Origin of the sequence: Listeria sp. ILCC796, from assembly GCF_900186175.1 — a bacterium.
Taxonomy (GTDB): Bacteria; Bacillota; Bacilli; order Lactobacillales; family Listeriaceae; genus Listeria; species Listeria goaensis.
In genome coordinates, this window is record NZ_FYBV01000001.1 from 497,231 (window position 1) to 514,021 (window position 16,791).

A 16,791-nucleotide genomic window follows, 5' to 3' on the forward strand; every position below is an offset into this window, starting at 1 on the left:
TTTAGAAAAAGTACAATAAAAGCAGTTCAAAAAGTTTGTGAGTACCAACCACATGTCTCTTTAGAAGAAGCGAAAGAGTACATAAATGAATTGATACTCTCTGACAATGTGCATAACTGAATTCTCCAAGATTAATAATCGTAAAGACTTTTTAAATCTAATAACTGAAAAAACACAAAAGTGAATGGTGCTTCTCCTAAAAGTTTAGGAAGCCATACGCTTTTGTGTTTTTATTTACGATTTTCTATTAATATTCATCTTGATTAAAACCATAATCCTGTAAATAATGCTCTTTGTCACGCCAATTTTTTTGGACTTTTACCCAAACTTCTAAAAATACTTTGGAACCCATTAAAAGTTCGATTTCTTTTCTTGCGCGCATGCCGATTTGTTTGAGCATTTGGCCTTGTTTGCCGATAATAATGCCTTTTTGCGTGCTGCGTTCGACAATAATTGTGGCCATGATTGTAAGCTTCTCCGTTTTCGGATTTTTTTCGATGCCTTCGATTACGACCGCCACCGAATGCGGCACTTCTTCACGTGTTAATTGAAGCACTTGCTCACGGATAAGTTCTGAGATGATGAAACGCTCTGGGTGGTCAGTGATTTGGTCTTTTGGATAGTACATCGGACCTTCATCTAAGTAATTTTTCGTTTCAGCTAGTAGATTTGGCACTTGGTCTCCTTCTAAAGCTGAAATCGGAATAATTTCCGCAAAATCGAGTAGCTCCTTATATTTTTCGATGAGCTCCACTAATTTTTCTTTGGAAATTAAATCGATTTTATTGATAAGCAGGAAAACAGGTGTTTCCACATTTTTTAATTTCTCAATGATAAATTCGTCGCCGCGGCCAAAGCCAGCTTCCGCATCGATAACAAAATAAATTAAATCGACTTCGCGAAATGTATTTAAGGCCACTTTGACCATGAAATCACCAAGTTTATGTTTGGGCTTGTGAATACCAGGCGTGTCGATAAACACTACTTGCGCATCACTCTCCGTATAAACCCCTTGCACTTTGTTTCGGGTCGTTTGCGCTTTATCACTCATGATCGCAATTTTTTGACCTATTATTTGGTTTAAAAGCGTGGACTTTCCTACATTCGGGCGCCCAACAATCGCAACAAAACCAGACTTAAACGTATCGCTCATTATCCATATCTCCACTCGTAAAGGCGCCAGGAAGCAACTTTTCAACGGTTACTTCAACTGCATCGCCCTTTAAATTTGTTAGTACAACCGGCATGTCCTTGTCGCAAAACTCACTTATAACTTGGCGACATGCCCCGCAAGGTGAAACTGGTCCGTCTGTATCCGCCACAACAACCAGTTTTTTAAAATTCGTCTTCCCTTCTGACACAGCCTTAAAAATCGCGGTTCGCTCCGCACAATTGGTTAGCCCAAATGAGGCATTTTCAATATTGCAACCTAATACGACTTCATCATCTGCTGTAACAAGCGCAGCGCCTACTGGAAACTTGGAATACGGGACGTAAGCAAAATCACGCGCACGTTTTGCAAGTTCAACAAAATTACTTTCTTTCATACTTTAAACTCCTATCTCTTTAAAAAATAGCTAACACGTATGGTATAAAAATGATAAGTCCGATGATAAAAGACATGCTTGCGGCAATTAAAACGGCGCCTGCTGCAACATCTTTTGCTTTTTTTGCTTCGGGTGAAAAATCAGTTGTAATCGCATCGACTGCCCGTTCAATCGCGGTGTTTACCATTTCAAGAAGAATGACGACGAAAATGCAGACAAGGAGAATAAGCCACTCGGTTTTAGTCACTGAAAATGCGAAGGCGGCAATCAAGACGACAAGTGCGACTAAGAGGTGAATTCGCATATTCCGCTCTTCGGCTGCTGCCGTTTTTACTCCCGTAAAAGCATGTTTAAAAGACTCAAATAAATTGCGATTCCGCTGATATTTTCTATCTTTGTAACCCATAAGCATCCAACATTTCTTTTTGAAGTCCGAACATTTCCTTTTCGTCCTCTGGCTCGATATGGTCGTATCCGAGCAGGTGGAGCAGTCCATGTACGGCTAAAAATCCAAGTTCACGGTCGAAAGTATGTCCGTATTCGTCAGCTTGTTCTTTTGCGCGTTCAATCGAGATGATGATGTCACCAATGTTCCGTGGTAGCTCTTCTTCTGACATGATTTCCATTTCATCTTCGCCGAGTTCTTCGAGCGCAAAGGAAATCACATCGGTCGGTTGATCTTTTCCGCGATATTCACGGTTTATCTCTTGAATGCGGGGATTATCGGTTAAAGTGACTGACATTTCAATCATGCCTTCTAGTTTTAAATAATCCACAGAAAAATTTAAAATATCGCGAATAAAAGCTTGTTCTTTTTCTGAAACTTGCTCTGTTTCATCGAATAAGTCTAGTTCCAAATCACTCATTCTTTTTCCCCTTTCGAATCATCTGGATATTGAATCCGTTGATGGTAAATCCCGTTTAGCGTCCGTTTTAAGGTGTCACGAATCGTTTCAATTTCATGCAACGTAATATCGCATTCTGTAAATTGACCGTCTAAAATGCGTTCGCGAATAATGCCATCAATAATGGTACTTATTTTTTCTTTCGTTGGCACATCGCAGGATCGAACAGCGGCTTCCACACTGTCTGCAATATTAATAATCGCAATTTCCTTCGTTTGTGGCTTCGGTCCGCTGTAACGGAATTCGCTTTCGCTTACGTCAGGATGGTTTTCTTTTTCTTTTACATAAAAATATTTCAAAATTGTCGTGCCGTGATGCATCAGTGCAATATCAATAATTGGCTGTGGCATATGGTTTTCCTTTAAAATTTCTGCCCCGTCCGTTGTGTGCGCTAAAATGATATCGCGACTTTGCTTCGGTGTCAACCTATCATGCGGATTAATGCCCTGCAATTGGTTTTCCACAAAATACGGCGGGCGCAAAGTTTTACCAATATCATGATAGAAACAGCCGACTCGCACTAATAAACTATTCGCGCCAATTTCATCAGCACATGTTTCGGCTAGATTGGCGACCATCATACTATGATGATACGTTCCAGGCGCCTTCATCAAAATTTTCTTTAGCAGTGGGTGATTCGGATTCGCGAGTTCAATGAGGCGGCTCGTTGTTAAAATACCAAACAGCGTTTCAAATAAAGGAATGAGCGCCAAGCCTAACATAAATGAACCTATTCCACCTAAAAACGCGTAAAAGATGACTTGGACGGCGTTTAAACTAAGAAGAGTGGAATTATTAATTCCGAGAAGCAAAAGCGCATAGACGACGTTCAGCGCGCCCACAATCATGCCTGTTTGGAAAATTGCGATGCGGCGGCTGTAATCTTTGAGTGCGACAACGCTTGTTAACCCGCTTAAAAGAATGAAAGCGACCATCAGCACATTCATAATGCTCGTCGTGTCTGATTCAAACACGAACAAGCTCGTGATGGCAACGACAATAACGCCAAAGAAAGCAAATCGTTCGTTTAAAAGAATTTTTAGCACCATTGGCATAAACGCGGCTGGAAAAACAAAGGCAATATTCATGATATTCGCACCTTCAAGCCAGCGTATCACAAGCAAGAACACAAGCGTTGTCACATAGACACTCGTAAAAATCAAGATAGTTTGACGGCGTTTTTTAGGTGGATATTTTCTTTTCTTCGTATAAAAATAAAGTAAAAGAAAGAGTGCTAATACTAAAAATGCATATCCTGTATATTGTTTGATTGGCATTTTCTGATCAATTAAATTGAGTAACTCCAGTTGTCGGTATGTTTCTCTATCAATAATTTGCCCTTCTTGAACAATGACTTGACCTTGTAATATCTTTTCAGGGACGACATTGTCTGCGGCTTCTTTTTTACGCGCTTTTGTTTGTTCTTTATCCACCGTTTCATTTGGAATGATGGCATTTGAAACGAGCGATTTCGCGCTTGTTTTATAATTGGACGGCATAGCGGACAATTCGATTGCATCACGCGCTTGAATTTTCTTTGTATTTAAATTGCTTTCGCGAATGCGGTCGTCCATGGCACGCTTCACTTCTGAAATAACTTGGTCCTCTGTTGCTTTTAAATCGGCTTGCGTGGCGTTCAAAAGATTAATAAACGTTGCGTCCGACACATTTTCTGTTATATTTTCAGCATGATCCCCAACGAGTTTTTCCTTAAAAGATTTAAGTTTATTAGCGTCTGTTACTGGCTTTGGCACCGGCTTATTGTTCGACTCAGCTTCCGCTTTCGCCTCTTTCTCGGCATCGGCAGTTTCCGTTCTTACTTCGTTTATATAATCAAAAATCGATTCCGTGAAGGCAACTTGATTCGCCGCTGTTTCACGATTGTAAACATAAACATCCTCCACTTCGTCGCTTGCTTTCCGTTTCTCCTCTTCTGTTTTTTTCGTATCCACAACGGTTTGAGGGGAACGAATGGTTTTCTCAGAAACCGAAAACAGCTTCGCTTGATAGGACTCTGGCTTCGTAACTTGAATAAGTAAGAAATAGGATGCGAAAAAAAGAACTGCGATAAATAATGGGATGAAAAGCTTTTCTTTGTGTTTGCTATAGACATCTTGCCATTTTTGCTTCACCTAATCACAGCCTTTCTTGGCTAAATTCGCTCATACGCTTTAATGATTTCTGCCACAAGCGGATGTCTGACCACATCGTGATGCTCAAAATAAACAAAACCGATATTTTTTACATCGCTTAAAACTTGTTCAGCATTGACTAGGCCACTCACCGCGCCTTTCGGTAAATCAATTTGTGTCATGTCACCATTCACAATCATTTTCGAGTCGTAACCAAGTCGCGTTAAGAACATTTTCATTTGTGCAATCGTCGTGTTTTGTGCCTCATCAAGAATGACAAACGCATTATCTAGCGTCCGACCACGCATATAAGCGAGCGGCGCAATTTCGATGACACCACGGTCCATCAGACGCGTTGTATGTTCGACGCCAAAAATATCGTATAGTGCATCATAAACGGGGCGCAAATATGGATCGACTTTTTCTTTTAAGTCACCCGGCAAAAACCCCAGACTCTCACCTGCTTCAACCGCTGGGCGGGTTAAGATAATTTTACTTACCTTTCCTTTTTTCCAAGCATCAACGGCCATAACAACAGCAAGATAAGTTTTTCCTGTTCCTGCTGGACCGACGCCAAAAACAATGTCATATTTCCGAACCATTTGCATATATTTTCGCTGCCCAAAGGTTTTGGGACGAATTGGTTTCCCTTGTGCGTTTTTCGTGATTTCATCATCAAATAATGTTGGGAAATACTCAAGTGTTCCGCCTTTTTCCATTTTTATTGCTTGAGCCACATCGCGTCCGTCTATATGCACGCCATTTTTAAGCACATCAATCAAAGCTGCAATCACATGCTTTGTTTGCAAAACGGCTTCCTCGGTCCCCGTGATGGAAACATCTCCCCCACGCGTTACAATTTTAACTTGTAAGGAATCTTCTAAAATATCGATGTTTGCGTCATTATTGCCGAATAAATCGCGTCCATCGGTCATTTCATTTAATTCAATGATTTCATTGTAGGACTCATTTTGCATGCTTTAACCCCTTATCGTTTAAACTAAATTTCACTTCTATTATACACGAAAATGCCGCATAATAAAAACTCAGACCAATGCGCCATCATTTAAACATGCACATAGTTTCAGCATCAAAAAAAAGGCTAGTCATTAGGCTAGCCTTTTTAGCATTTTATGAAAGATATTTTTTAACAAAGTTATTCACTGCATTTCCATCAGCTTTGCCTTTTACTTTCGGCATGATTTTCCCCATCACTTTACCAAAATCGGCTTTTGACGAGGCGCCAACTTCTGCAATCGTTACTTTTACAATTTCTTCAAGCTCTTCATCTGACAATTGTTTCGGAGAATAGTGCTCCACGATAACAATTTCAGCGCGAACTTTTTCAGCTAAATCTTCCCGCCCAGCTTTTTCAAACTCAGACAAAGAATCTCGACGCTGTTTCATTTCACGAGCGAGAACAGTGATTTCATCATCTCCTGAAAGAGTGCCACCTTGATTAATCGCTTCATTTTGTAAAGCAGCTTTTAACATGCGGATAACAGAAAGTTTTTCTTTTTCTTTGTTTCGCATCGCTTGCTTCATATCTTCATTCAATTTGTCAAGCAGTGTCAACGATATCATCGCCTTTAATTTTAGAATTTACGTTTTCTTGCTGCCTCTGATTTTTTCTTACGTTTTACGCTTGGTTTTTCATAAAATTCGCGCTTTCTAGATTCCTGCAAAGTTCCACTTTTAGAAACAGTACGTTTAAAGCGACGAAGAGCATCTTCAAGCGATTCGTTTTTACGAACTACTGTTTTTGACATCTCTCTTTCCCTCCCTCCGACACTTACATGGACTAGTGAAAGTCCTTATAAGGCTTCAGAATGCTAGCGAACTGTTAGCAAAACTCTGAAAGCATAACAGGATAAGCATTCACTCATTTAAAATTATATATGAAACCTGTTTTTGCGTCAACATGAAATCGTTAACTTTATTAAAAAATTAGCCCAATGACTACTTAACGAAGCTCAAAATGATACGAGGCCGCAGCCAAAACATAGAACGGCGCTGTTTCAGTTCGTAAAATTCGCGGGCCTAGACCAGCTAATGATGCGTCTTCTTCTACGAGCCGAGCTACTTCATTTTCACTCATGCCGCCTTCTGGACCAAAAATAACTAACAGCCTCTCACCAGGTTGCATTTTTTCAAAAGTCGCCACGAGCGTCTTCGTTTCATGTTCACGCGCACTTTCTTCATACGCACAAAGCACATAATCATAATCTGCAAAAGTCGCCATTAATGCCGTTAAATTTTCACAAAAAGAAACGCTTGGAATATGTGTCCTGTGCGATTGCTCCGCTGCTTCTTTGGCAATCTTTTCTAAGCGTTCGAGCTTTTTACGCATCTTTTTCGCTTCCCACTTCGTAATCGAACGCTCCGCAGCAAACGGAATAAATGCATGCGCACCTAATTCCGTCGCTTTTTGCACAATCAGTTCCAGCTTATCTCCTTTTGGCAAACCACTCGCAATCGAAATTTGCGCAGGTAACTCAGGACTTTGCTCAAGCTTTTTTAGTACGCGAAGCTCGGCTGAATCTGCCACTAAATTCGTAAGCTCCGCAACAAAAGCTGTTTCACTGCAATCTACCACGTAAATTTGGTCCCCCGTTTTCATGCGCATAACACGCGACATATGATGAAAATCATCGCCAGAAATCGAAAAAGGTTTTGTCATATCTACTTTTTGGCTTGTAAAATAACGTTGCATCTTATGCTTCGCCTCGTTTCGCAATAATCGCGACCCAGTCCCCTTGCGTTTCCGTTTGAACAATCGTCATTCCAGCATTCACAATCGCTTCACGAACAACTTCCGCTTTTTCCGCAATAATCCCCGAAGCAATAAATGTGCCGCCTGGTTTTAATGTTTGATACACATCTTCTGGGAAAAGCAAGATAACTTCGGCTAAAATATTAGCCACAATGAGGTCGACCCGCTCGTTCAAACCTTCGAGCAAGTTGTTTTGTTTGAGTGTCACAATAGCGTCCACTTGATTCTGATTAATATTCTCCTGTGCCGCTCGCACAGCGACCTCATCTAAATCCATCGCCAGCACTTCCTTCGCGCCTAGTTTCGCGCATAAAATCGAAAGCACACCAGATCCCGTTCCGACATCAATCACCGTGTCATCTTCCTGCAAATATGTTTCAAGTGCCCGCATACAAAGCTGTGTCGTCGGATGCGTCCCCGTTCCAAAAGCCATGCCCGGATCAAGTTCAATGACAATCTCGTCTTGACTGCCCACATAGTTTTCCCACGTTGGTGAAACTGTCACCTTTTCCGTAATTTGAACAGGGTGATAATATTTTTTCCAAGCCGTCGCCCAGTCATCATCGTCCACATCATTGACGTGAAAGCTAAGCTCGCCTAGTGGAATATCGAATTGTTTTAAATCGCGAATGGCTTGCTCCATGTCAGGTAACTGGGCAATAAATTCATCCGTTTTTAAAAAATATGCCTTAATCACTACACCGTTATCGGGATAATCAGCCGCACTCAACGCGTAAATTTCGCCAAATTTATCCTCACGCTCCCGGTGAAAATCACTGGCATCTGTAATCGAAACACCGCTCGCCCCGTATTCCGTCAACTGATTGGCGACCGCCTCTACCGCTTCATTTAATGTATGGATTTCAACCTCAGACCACTCCACTTTTTTCACTCCTCCTATGTAAAAAACCGCATGTTGAAAAACCTACTTTTAGTCAACATACGGTTCTCTTTTAATCGCCTTTAAAAGCTTTTTTCATTTTGTCGAAGAAACCTGATGTTTGCTCATCAACTTTATCGCCTATTGTCGCCCCGAACTCACGTAAAATGTCTTTTTGTTTATCATCGAGTTTTTTCGGTACGATAACTTTCACGGACACATGTTGGTCGCCAGTGCCGCTGCCGCGAAGATGTGGAACACCTTTACCTCGCATACGGAAAGTCGTGCCTGTTTGCGTACCCGCAGGAATTTTAAGACGCACTTTACCATGAACAGTTGGCACATCAATTTCGTCGCCTAATGCTGCTTGAACGAATGTTAGTGGTACTTCTACAAAAATATCATCGCCATCTCGTTCGAAAAATTCGTCTGGAATAATGACAAATACTACGAATAAATCGCCGCTTGGTCCGCCGTTAATACCAGCTTCCCCTTCGCCAGCAACACGCATTTGTTGCCCATCATTCACACCAGCAGGCACTTTCAATTTGATTTTTTTCGTCTTTTTCACGCGACCTGTACCGTGACAAGTAGAACATTTATCTTTAATTTCTTTTCCTGTGCCATTACAGTAACTACACGTACGTTTATTCACGATTCTTCCAAATGGTGTATTTTGCTCCACATTAATGGAACCTTTTCCGTCACAATGCGAACATTTTTCAGGATGTGTGCCTGGTTTTGCTCCTGAACCATGACAAGTATCGCATTCTTCTTCACGCGGAATTTCAATTTCAGCTTCTTTTCCAAAAACTGCTTCTTTAAATTTTAAGCGCATTGTATATTGTAAATCATTTCCTTGGCGCGGTGCATTTGGGTCTTGACGCGCACCGCCGCCTCCGAAGAATGTATCAAAGATGTCTTCAAATCCTGAAAATCCTCCGCTCGAATAGCCGCCAGAGAAACCGCCACCGCCGCCGCCAAATTGATTTGGATCAACGTGTCCATACTGATCGTACTGCGCGCGTTTGTTTTCATCACTTAATACTTCATACGCCTCAGAAATCTCTTTAAACTTCTCATCAGCGCCACTCTCTTTATTGATATCCGGATGGTACTTTTTGGACAGTTTCCGGTATGCTTTTTTGATTTCATCTGCCGTAGCGCTCTTTGAAACGCCAAGTACTTCATAATAATCGCGTTTGGCCATCCGCCATCACTCCTTTTCATTATCCTTACGTATTGTATCACAAGACTTTTGATAAGAACAGCCTACAAGCCGGAAAAAGCCAAAGCCACTATGACTTTGACCTTTTCTACTGCTTACTTATTTATCTTCTTTTTTCTCGTCGTCATTTACTTCTTCAAATTCAGCATCAACAACATCATCAGAACCTGCTGCTTCTGGATTTTCACCTTGTGCCGCTTGTTGTTCAGCTGCAGCTTGCTCGTAAAGTTTAACAGATAAGTTTTGAACGATTTCATTTAAAGCATCTGTTTTCGTTTGAATTGCTTCAAAATCTTCACCTTTAAGTGCTTCTTGAAGTTCATCACGTGCCGTTTCTGCTTTTTTCACTTCTTCTTCGTCTACTTTGCCTTCTAACTCTTTAAGGGTTTTATCAACCGTGAAGACAAGTTGGTCTGCGTTATTGCGAAGTTCAGCATGTTCTTTATTTTTCTTATCTTCTTCTGCGTTTGCTTCTGCATCTTTCATCATGCGATCGATTTCGTCATCTGTTAAACCTGAAGAAGATTTAATTACGATATTTTGTTCTTTACCTGTTCCAAGATCTTTCGCACGAACCGTTACGATACCGTTTTTGTCAATATCAAACGATACTTCAATTTGTGGGATACCACGTGGTGCTGGTGGAATATCCGCAAGTTGGAAACGACCAAGCGTTTTATTATCTTTCGCCATTGGACGTTCACCTTGAAGCACGTGAATATCAACAGCTGGTTGGTTATCTGCCGCAGTCGAGAATGTTTGCGATTTAGAAGTCGGAATCGTCGTGTTGCGGTCGATTAAGACAGTCATTACGCCACCCATTGTTTCAATACCAAGTGATAATGGCGTTACATCGAGAAGAACAACGTCTTTTACATCACCTGTAATCACGCCGCCTTGAATCGCTGCACCCATTGCCACTACTTCATCAGGATTTACGCCTTTATGCGGTTCTTTACCAAGCTCTTTCGTAATCGCTTCTTGAACAGCTGGAATACGCGTTGATCCACCAACTAAAATAACTTGATCAATATCGCTAGCAGAAAGGCCTGCATCTTTAAGCGCTTGACGAGTTGGGCCGATTGTACGGTCAACTAAATCATGAGTAAGTTCATCAAACTTCGCACGGGTTAAACTAACTTCCAAGTGAAGCGGACCGGCTTCGCCTGCTGTAATGAACGGTAAGGAAATTTGTGTGCTTGTTACACCAGATAAATCTTTTTTCGCTTTTTCAGCGGCGTCTTTCAAACGTTGTAACGCCATTTTATCTTTAGAAAGGTCAATGCCATTTTCTTTTTTAAATTCAGCGACTAAATAATCAATAATTTTTTGGTCGAAGTCGTCACCACCAAGATGGTTGTCACCCGCTGTGGAATGCACTTCGAAAACGCCATCGCCTAGTTCAAGGATAGATACGTCAAACGTACCACCACCAAGGTCAAAAACTAAAATGGTTTGGTCTTGCTCGGTTTTATCCATGCCGTATGCTAGTGCAGCTGCAGTTGGCTCGTTGATAATTCGTTCTACTTCAAGTCCTGCAATTTTACCTGCATCTTTAGTTGCTTGGCGCTCGGCGTCGTTGAAGTACGCAGGTACTGTGATGACTGCTTTATCTACTTTTTCCCCTAAATAATCTTCTGCATAGCTTTTTAAATATTGTAAAATAATCGCGCTAATTTCTTGTGGGGAGTAGTCTTTTCCTTCCACTGTTTCTTTGTAATCTGTTCCCATGTGGCGTTTGATAGAGCTCACTGTGTTTGGGTTTGTGATTGCCGCACGTTTGGCAACTTCACCGATTTGACGTTCACCATTTTTAAAGCCGACAACAGATGGTGTCGTACGCGCACCTTCTGGATTTGGGATAATTTTCGCTTCGCCGCCCTCTAATACTGCGACTGCTGAGTTTGTAGTTCCTAAGTCAATACCAATAATTTTGCTCATAATTTAAATTCCTCCTGAATATATATAATAAAGTTGTTTACTCGTTTACTTTGACCATAGAAGGTCTAATTACGCGGTCTTTAATCTTGTAGCCTTTTTGTAGTTCTGCAGTTATTTCATTGCTTGCCGCGTTTTCATCTTGATCTTGCATAATCGCTTGATGGAAATTCGGATCGAATTGTTCACCTAAGGCTTTAATGCTCTCGACGCCTTCTTTTTGTAAAGCCGTCACAATTTGGCTGTACACCATGTTCATGCCTTTTAAAATCGCTTGTACTTCCTCGTTATCCGATTCAGAATCAAGCGCCTTTTCAAAGCTGTCAAGCGCTGGTAGCAAATCTTCTGCTAAGCTTTGAGAACGAAACTTCATCGCCGCCTCACGGTCTAGCGTGTTACGTTTTTTGACATTTTCAAAATCAGCATGTAAACGCAAATAGCGATTTTCTTGTTTTGCAAGTTCTTCTTCAAGCTCAGCAATTTTGGCTTCTAAAGCTTTTGCCGCTTCTTGCTCTTCCATCTCAACTTCTACTTCATTTGTTTCAACGTCTGCTTCTTTTTGAAGCTCTTCTTCCAATTTAGCTTGCTTATCTTTTTTCTCAGACAAAAGTGTCACCTCCTGAAAAAACGTTCGTTTCTTCAGCCCTTTCTATTTTTGGTTCTCATGATAAAGTTTTGTTAAAACGGTTGTTAAATCGCGACTAAATACATCGACTAGCCCGAGCATTCGGCTATATTCCATTCTTGTCGGACCGAGCAGGACGATACCGCCAACGCGCTCATCGGCAATTTGGTAGGTCGCTGTCACGATACTTAAATCGTCCATGAATTCGTTGTTCAGTTCGCGACCAAATTTAACCGCAATCCCGTCAGGAATATCGCGGAATAAATCATAAAGGACATCTTCCGCTTCAACCAGTTGCAAGAAACCACGAATTTTCGCAATATCATGAAACTCAGGTTGATTTAAAATATTCGTTTTCCCCCCGAGATAAATGCGTTCTTTATTCACACGATGCAGCGTATTTAACAAAATATCGCTCATGTGCTCAGCATTTTCAACATGTTCGGTGAGAAGCGCCTGTACTTCGTGCGCGATACGGGACTCTAGATGGTCAAGCGGAACTCCGACCAAGCGATCGTTTAAAATGTTCACGGTCCTCTCCATATCCGAAAGTGTAACCCCAGCAGGGAGCGCCACCAAATGATTGTCCACATGCCCTTGATCCGTAATTAAAATCAGCATTGCTTGCTGGCGACTAATCGGCACAAACCGAAATCCGCTCAACCTATTTGCAGCTGAATGTGGACCAAGTACAATGGACGTATAGCTTGTCAATTCCGAAAGTAGCGATGCCGAATTTTGAATCAGCTCTTCCGCCTCATCGTAATCCGCTTGAAATATCGACTGAATCACCTTTTGATCTTCTTTTGAAAGTTCCTTTGGCTTTAATAAATAGTCCACATAAAACCGGTAACCTTTCTCAGATGGTACTCGCCCCGAAGATGAATGCGTCTTTTCAATAAAGCCGTATTCTTCAAGCACGCTCATTTCATTTCGAATTGTCGCAGAGCTGTAAGGAAGGTCGCTTTCTTTTAGCAGATTTTTAGAACCCACAGGCTGAACAGTCCAAGTGAAATGATCGATAATCGCTCGAAAAATCTGAAGCTGCCTTTCCGTCAACATACCTTTCACCTCTTTTTTTAGCACTCAAATCGTTCAAGTGCTAAATACAAGTATAAATTTACCAAACAAATCAGCTCTAGTCAACTGAAAACACTTCATTTCAGACTAAAGACCGACTTGTTTGGTCAAAATTGGTCAACCATGCGATTTATAAGAACTCACGAAAAACGTTATTTCCTAAAAAACGACCTTCTCTTGTTAATTTTACATATTCTTTCGTATTTTCAAGCCACCCATTTTCAACTGTCGTAGCAATCGCTTTCTGAAATGTAGCATCTAACTCCCGGTCAAATTTCTCAAAAAACCTCACCTTGCTGACACCATCAACTTTGCGAAGCCCAAGAAACATCTCTTCCTCCATCTCCTCTTTAAGAGATAAATCTTTTGTTTGAAAAATGGGAAGTCTGCCCTCTTCAAGCGGTGTCATATATTGCTTCAGCGGACCAAAATTGCTGTACCGCGTATCATTTAAATAACCATGTGCGCCTGCTCCAAAGCCGAAATAATGCTCATTGCTCCAATAAACTATATTATGGCGGCTTTTAAATCCTTCTTCAGCAAAATTGCTAATTTCATATTGCTTCTTCCCGCGTCGTTCCATCTCACTCATCAAAAAATCATACATGTTCGCTTCGGCATCTTGGTTTGGCAAAATAAGTTGTCCCTTTTGCATCAAATTATAAAATATCGTTTTCGGTTCAATAATGAGCGAGTAAGCTGAATAATGCGGTAAATCAAGCGCTAACGCTTTTTGAAGTGTATCTTTAAAGTCGTCTTCCGTTTGACCCGGCAAACTAAAAATTAAATCAATACTAACATTCCGAAAACCAACTTTTTCCATATTCTGAATAGACTGATACACATCTGCTACAGTATGGATTCTACCAATTTTCTTTAGTAGGTCATTATTAAAACTCTGAACGCCCATACTAATCCGATTGACCCCACTTTGTTTCATTGCATTTAATTTAGAAACAGAAAGGTCGCCTGGGTTTGCCTCAAACGAAAACTCCACATCTTGCGAAAGTGGAAAAATCCGATGAACTGCTTCACACAATCGCTCAATTTGGTTCTCGCTTAACGTTGTTGGTGTCCCTCCGCCGACAAACACGGTTTCCACTGTATCAAGCTTTTTCAAAGCTGTCGCCATCTCCATTTCTTGAATGAGCAAATCAACGTAGCGTTCCACAGGTTGCCCTTCTAGAAACACTTTGTTGAAGTCGCAATAATAACAGATATGTTCGCAAAAAGGAATATGAATATACACGGCCGTCATACACGCCACACTTCTTTCTTTAAAAAAGAGCTGCCAAAAATGAGTGGCAACTCTTTTGTTTTATTGATTGTCGTCCATTTTCAAAATAGCCATAAAGGCTTCTTGTGGCACTTCCACAGATCCAATCTGCTTCATCCGCTTTTTACCTTCTTTTTGTTTCTCAAGCAATTTGCGTTTACGCGATACGTCCCCGCCGTAACATTTTGCTAAGACGTTCTTACGCAAAGCTTTAATCGTCGAGCGAGCCACAATTTTAGTCCCTATTGCAGCTTGAATCGGCACTTCAAATTGCTGGCGCGGAATCAGTTCGCGTAATTTTTCTACAATAATTTTACCGCGCTCATAAGCAAAGTCACGGTGAACAATGAAGCTAAGTGCATCTACTTTTTCCCCATTAAGTAAAATATCCATCTTAACGAGCTTCGAAGTTTGATAGCCCAGCACTTCATAGTCAAATGATGCATAGCCTTTCGTGCTAGACTTCAACTGGTCAAAGAAATCATAAACGATTTCAGATAGCGGAATCTCATAAATGATGCTCACCCGAATATCGTCCAAATATTCCATTGTAATAAAGTTTCCGCGTTTATTTTGCGCAAGTTCCATAACCGCACCAACGTACTCATTTGGCACCATCACCGTCGCCTTCACGTAGGGCTCTTCCACAGATTCAATAACGCCTGGCTCTGGCATTTCCGCCGGATTATCCACAACAATTTGTTCCCCGTCCGTCAAATTCACATGATAAATAACACTTGGAGCTGTTGTAATCAAATCAATATTAAATTCACGTTCAATCCGCTCTTGAATAATTTCCATATGCAAAAGTCCCAAAAATCCAGAACGGAATCCGAAACCGAGTGCTTGAGAAGTTTCCGCCTCAAATTGAAGTGCAGAATCGTTCAATTCCAATTTTTCAAGTGCATCACGCAAGTCGTTGTATTTGGAAGAATCAATCGGATATAAACCACAATACACCATCGGGTTCAACTTCCGGTATCCTGGCAAAGCTTCCTTCGCTGGATTATTTGCAAGCGTAATAGTATCGCCGACACGCGTATCTCCAACATTTTTAATCGAAGCTGTCAAATAACCAACATCTCCAACCATTAAAACATCTTGAGCCGTTGCTTTCGGTTTAAAAACTCCAACCTCTGTGACTTCAAACTCCTTGCCATTTGACATCATACGGATTTTGTCCCCAGCTTTCACTGTACCTTCAACGATTCGAATGTTCGCAATAACACCGCGATACGCATCAAACACCGAGTCAAAAATAAGCGCTTGTAAAGGCGCGTCAATATCCCCTTGTGGCGCCGGAACTTTCTCCACAATTTGCTCTAAAATATCTTCAATGCCGATGCCCGCCTTAGCAGAAGCAAGCACTGCCTCACTTGCGTCAAGCCCGATAACATCTTCAATTTCCTCGCGAACACGCTCCGGGTCAGCCGCAGGTAAATCAATTTTATTAATAACAGGTAAGATTTCTAAATCATTATCGAGCGCCAAATAAACATTTGCTAGCGTTTGCGCCTCGATACCTTGTGCAGCATCCACAACTAAAACAGCGCCCTCACACGCGGCAAGACTTCGCGACACTTCATAGGTGAAGTCGACATGCCCAGGAGTATCGATAAGATGGAAGGTGTAGGTTTCCCCGTCTTTAGCAGAATAGCTAAGTTGAACCGCATTTAATTTAATTGTAATCCCACGCTCTCTTTCAAGATCCATCGAATCAAGTAACTGATCTTTCATTTCCCGATGCGTCAAAGCATGCGTTTTTTCTAAAATACGATCAGCTAACGTAGATTTCCCATGATCAATGTGAGCGATAATGGAAAAATTTCTTATTTTCTTTTGTCTTTCTAGCATTTCTTTTTTATTCATTATCCCAGCTCCTGATTTTGGCTCATCCCTTATAAGATGGCAAGCTAAGCTTGATTATATCAGTAGAAACACGATTATTCAATGACTTCTTTCAAAAATAAATGATTTTTAAATAAAAATTGGAAAGTATTATTGCAAATCCGACAATCTTTATGTATAATAACAATTGTTCTGATGTAATTTAAAAAGGGTATGTTTTGAAATAAATAGTACCTCATTAGTTTGGACGGAGGTGAATGGAATGCCAAATATTAAATCTGCGATTAAACGTGTAAAAACAACTGAAACACGCAACAGCCGTAACGTTGCTCAACGTTCCGCAATGCGTACAGCCATTAAAAAAGTAGAAGAAGCTGCTGCTACTAACGCTGACAACAAACAAGAATTATTTGTTGATGCCAGCAAAAAAATCGATTCTGCTGTATCTAAAGGCTTGATTCATAAAAACAAAGCGGCTCGTAACAAATCTCGTTTAGCTGCTAAAGTTAAATAATCGATGAAAACATCACTGTCGGTGGTGTTTTTTGTTTGCACAAAA

The 16,791-nt window shown here is 41.0% G+C and carries 17 protein-coding genes; 1 reads left to right on the forward strand and 16 read right to left on the reverse strand.

Annotated features, from left to right (window positions below; translation table 11 throughout):
• Positions 1-247: 247 nt before the first annotated feature.
• The 16 genes from era to lepA all read right to left on the reverse strand — a co-directional run bounded on the left by era (position 248) and on the right by lepA (position 16,253).
• Complete coding sequence (era, locus tag CFS04_RS02390) at positions 248-1,153, reverse strand: GTPase Era (protein WP_088809004.1); 906 nt, start codon at positions 1,151-1,153, stop codon at positions 248-250.
• Complete coding sequence (locus CFS04_RS02395; RefSeq protein ID WP_088809005.1) at positions 1,137-1,547, reverse strand: cytidine deaminase; 411 nt, start codon at positions 1,545-1,547, stop codon at positions 1,137-1,139. The genes era and CFS04_RS02395 overlap by 17 nt, the downstream gene beginning before the upstream one ends.
• Before the next feature lie 19 nt (positions 1,548-1,566).
• Positions 1,567-1,959, reverse strand: a complete 393-nt coding sequence (locus CFS04_RS02400) for a diacylglycerol kinase family protein (RefSeq protein ID WP_088809006.1) — start codon at positions 1,957-1,959, stop codon at positions 1,567-1,569.
• A complete protein-coding gene (gene ybeY, locus CFS04_RS02405) occupies positions 1,937-2,413 on the reverse strand; it encodes an rRNA maturation RNase YbeY (RefSeq protein WP_088809007.1) in 477 nt (158 codons plus the stop codon). The genes CFS04_RS02400 and ybeY overlap by 23 nt, the downstream gene beginning before the upstream one ends.
• Positions 2,410-4,584, reverse strand: coding sequence for an HD family phosphohydrolase (locus tag CFS04_RS02410; protein WP_088809008.1), 2,175 nt, complete (start codon positions 4,582-4,584; stop codon positions 2,410-2,412). Before CFS04_RS02410 ends, ybeY begins: the two co-directional genes overlap by 4 nt.
• A 20-nt stretch (positions 4,585-4,604) precedes the next feature.
• Complete coding sequence (locus tag CFS04_RS02415) at positions 4,605-5,561, reverse strand: PhoH family protein (protein WP_088809009.1); 957 nt, start codon at positions 5,559-5,561, stop codon at positions 4,605-4,607.
• Between the two features lie 154 nt (positions 5,562-5,715).
• Positions 5,716-6,159 (reverse strand): GatB/YqeY domain-containing protein, encoded by a 444-nt coding sequence (locus CFS04_RS02420; RefSeq protein ID WP_088809010.1) that lies wholly within the window; start codon positions 6,157-6,159, stop codon positions 5,716-5,718.
• Positions 6,160-6,179: 20 nt separating this feature from the next.
• Entirely contained in the window at positions 6,180-6,353 is a 174-nt protein-coding gene (gene rpsU, locus CFS04_RS02425) for a 30S ribosomal protein S21 (RefSeq protein WP_003719762.1), read from the reverse strand.
• A gap of 194 nt (positions 6,354-6,547) precedes the next feature.
• Entirely contained in the window at positions 6,548-7,297 is a 750-nt protein-coding gene (locus CFS04_RS02430; protein ID WP_088809011.1) for a 16S rRNA (uracil(1498)-N(3))-methyltransferase, read from the reverse strand.
• A 1-nt stretch (position 7,298) separates the two neighbouring features.
• The gene (gene prmA / locus CFS04_RS02435; RefSeq protein ID WP_088809012.1) at positions 7,299-8,240 is read right to left on the reverse strand and encodes a 50S ribosomal protein L11 methyltransferase; all 942 of its coding nucleotides are present in this window, start codon (positions 8,238-8,240) and stop codon (positions 7,299-7,301) included.
• 70 nt (positions 8,241-8,310) lie between these two features.
• Complete coding sequence (gene dnaJ, locus CFS04_RS02440; protein WP_088809013.1) at positions 8,311-9,447, reverse strand: molecular chaperone DnaJ; 1,137 nt, start codon at positions 9,445-9,447, stop codon at positions 8,311-8,313.
• A gap of 117 nt (positions 9,448-9,564) precedes the next feature.
• Positions 9,565-11,406: a molecular chaperone DnaK gene (gene dnaK, locus CFS04_RS02445; protein WP_088809014.1), complete on the reverse strand. Its 1,842-nt coding sequence runs from the start codon at positions 11,404-11,406 to the stop codon at positions 9,565-9,567.
• A gap of 37 nt (positions 11,407-11,443) precedes the next feature.
• On the reverse strand, positions 11,444-12,010 hold the full coding sequence (gene grpE, locus CFS04_RS02450) for a nucleotide exchange factor GrpE (protein ID WP_088809015.1): 567 nt from the start codon (positions 12,008-12,010) through the stop codon (positions 11,444-11,446).
• A gap of 42 nt (positions 12,011-12,052) precedes the next feature.
• Complete coding sequence (hrcA, locus tag CFS04_RS02455) at positions 12,053-13,090, reverse strand: heat-inducible transcriptional repressor HrcA (RefSeq protein WP_088809016.1); 1,038 nt, start codon at positions 13,088-13,090, stop codon at positions 12,053-12,055.
• A gap of 148 nt (positions 13,091-13,238) precedes the next feature.
• Positions 13,239-14,366, reverse strand: a complete 1,128-nt coding sequence (hemW, locus tag CFS04_RS02460) for a radical SAM family heme chaperone HemW (protein ID WP_088809017.1) — start codon at positions 14,364-14,366, stop codon at positions 13,239-13,241.
• A 60-nt stretch (positions 14,367-14,426) separates the two neighbouring features.
• A complete protein-coding gene (gene lepA / locus CFS04_RS02465; RefSeq protein ID WP_088809018.1) occupies positions 14,427-16,253 on the reverse strand; it encodes a translation elongation factor 4 in 1,827 nt (608 codons plus the stop codon).
• A 241-nt stretch (positions 16,254-16,494) separates the two neighbouring features.
• Between lepA and rpsT the strand changes: the two genes are divergently transcribed.
• Positions 16,495-16,746: a 30S ribosomal protein S20 gene (rpsT, locus tag CFS04_RS02470; protein ID WP_088809019.1), complete on the forward strand. Its 252-nt coding sequence runs from the start codon at positions 16,495-16,497 to the stop codon at positions 16,744-16,746.
• Positions 16,747-16,791 lie beyond the last annotated feature (45 nt).

What these genes read in the sequence shown, in the direction of transcription:
- CFS04_RS02415 (WP_088809009.1), bottom strand. Translation starts at nt 5,561, where the DNA reads ATGCAAAATGAGTCCTACAATGAAATCATTGAATTAAATGAAATGACC.
- CFS04_RS02395 (WP_088809005.1), bottom strand. Translation starts at nt 1,547, where the DNA reads ATGAAAGAAAGTAATTTTGTTGAACTTGCAAAACGTGCGCGTGATTTT.
- rpsT (WP_088809019.1), top strand. Translation starts at nt 16,495, where the DNA reads ATGCCAAATATTAAATCTGCGATTAAACGTGTAAAAACAACTGAAACA.
- lepA (WP_088809018.1), bottom strand. Translation starts at nt 16,253, where the DNA reads ATGAATAAAAAAGAAATGCTAGAAAGACAAAAGAAAATAAGAAATTTT.
- CFS04_RS02400 (WP_088809006.1), bottom strand. Translation starts at nt 1,959, where the DNA reads ATGCTTATGGGTTACAAAGATAGAAAATATCAGCGGAATCGCAATTTA.
- dnaK (WP_088809014.1), bottom strand. Translation starts at nt 11,406, where the DNA reads ATGAGCAAAATTATTGGTATTGACTTAGGAACTACAAACTCAGCAGTC.
- CFS04_RS02430 (WP_088809011.1), bottom strand. Translation starts at nt 7,297, where the DNA reads ATGCAACGTTATTTTACAAGCCAAAAAGTAGATATGACAAAACCTTTT.
- era (WP_088809004.1), bottom strand. Translation starts at nt 1,153, where the DNA reads ATGAGCGATACGTTTAAGTCTGGTTTTGTTGCGATTGTTGGGCGCCCG.
- hemW (WP_088809017.1), bottom strand. Translation starts at nt 14,366, where the DNA reads ATGACGGCCGTGTATATTCATATTCCTTTTTGCGAACATATCTGTTAT.
- dnaJ (WP_088809013.1), bottom strand. Translation starts at nt 9,447, where the DNA reads ATGGCCAAACGCGATTATTATGAAGTACTTGGCGTTTCAAAGAGCGCT.
- ybeY (WP_088809007.1), bottom strand. Translation starts at nt 2,413, where the DNA reads ATGAGTGATTTGGAACTAGACTTATTCGATGAAACAGAGCAAGTTTCA.
- hrcA (WP_088809016.1), bottom strand. Translation starts at nt 13,090, where the DNA reads ATGTTGACGGAAAGGCAGCTTCAGATTTTTCGAGCGATTATCGATCAT.
- rpsU (WP_003719762.1), bottom strand. Translation starts at nt 6,353, where the DNA reads ATGTCAAAAACAGTAGTTCGTAAAAACGAATCGCTTGAAGATGCTCTT.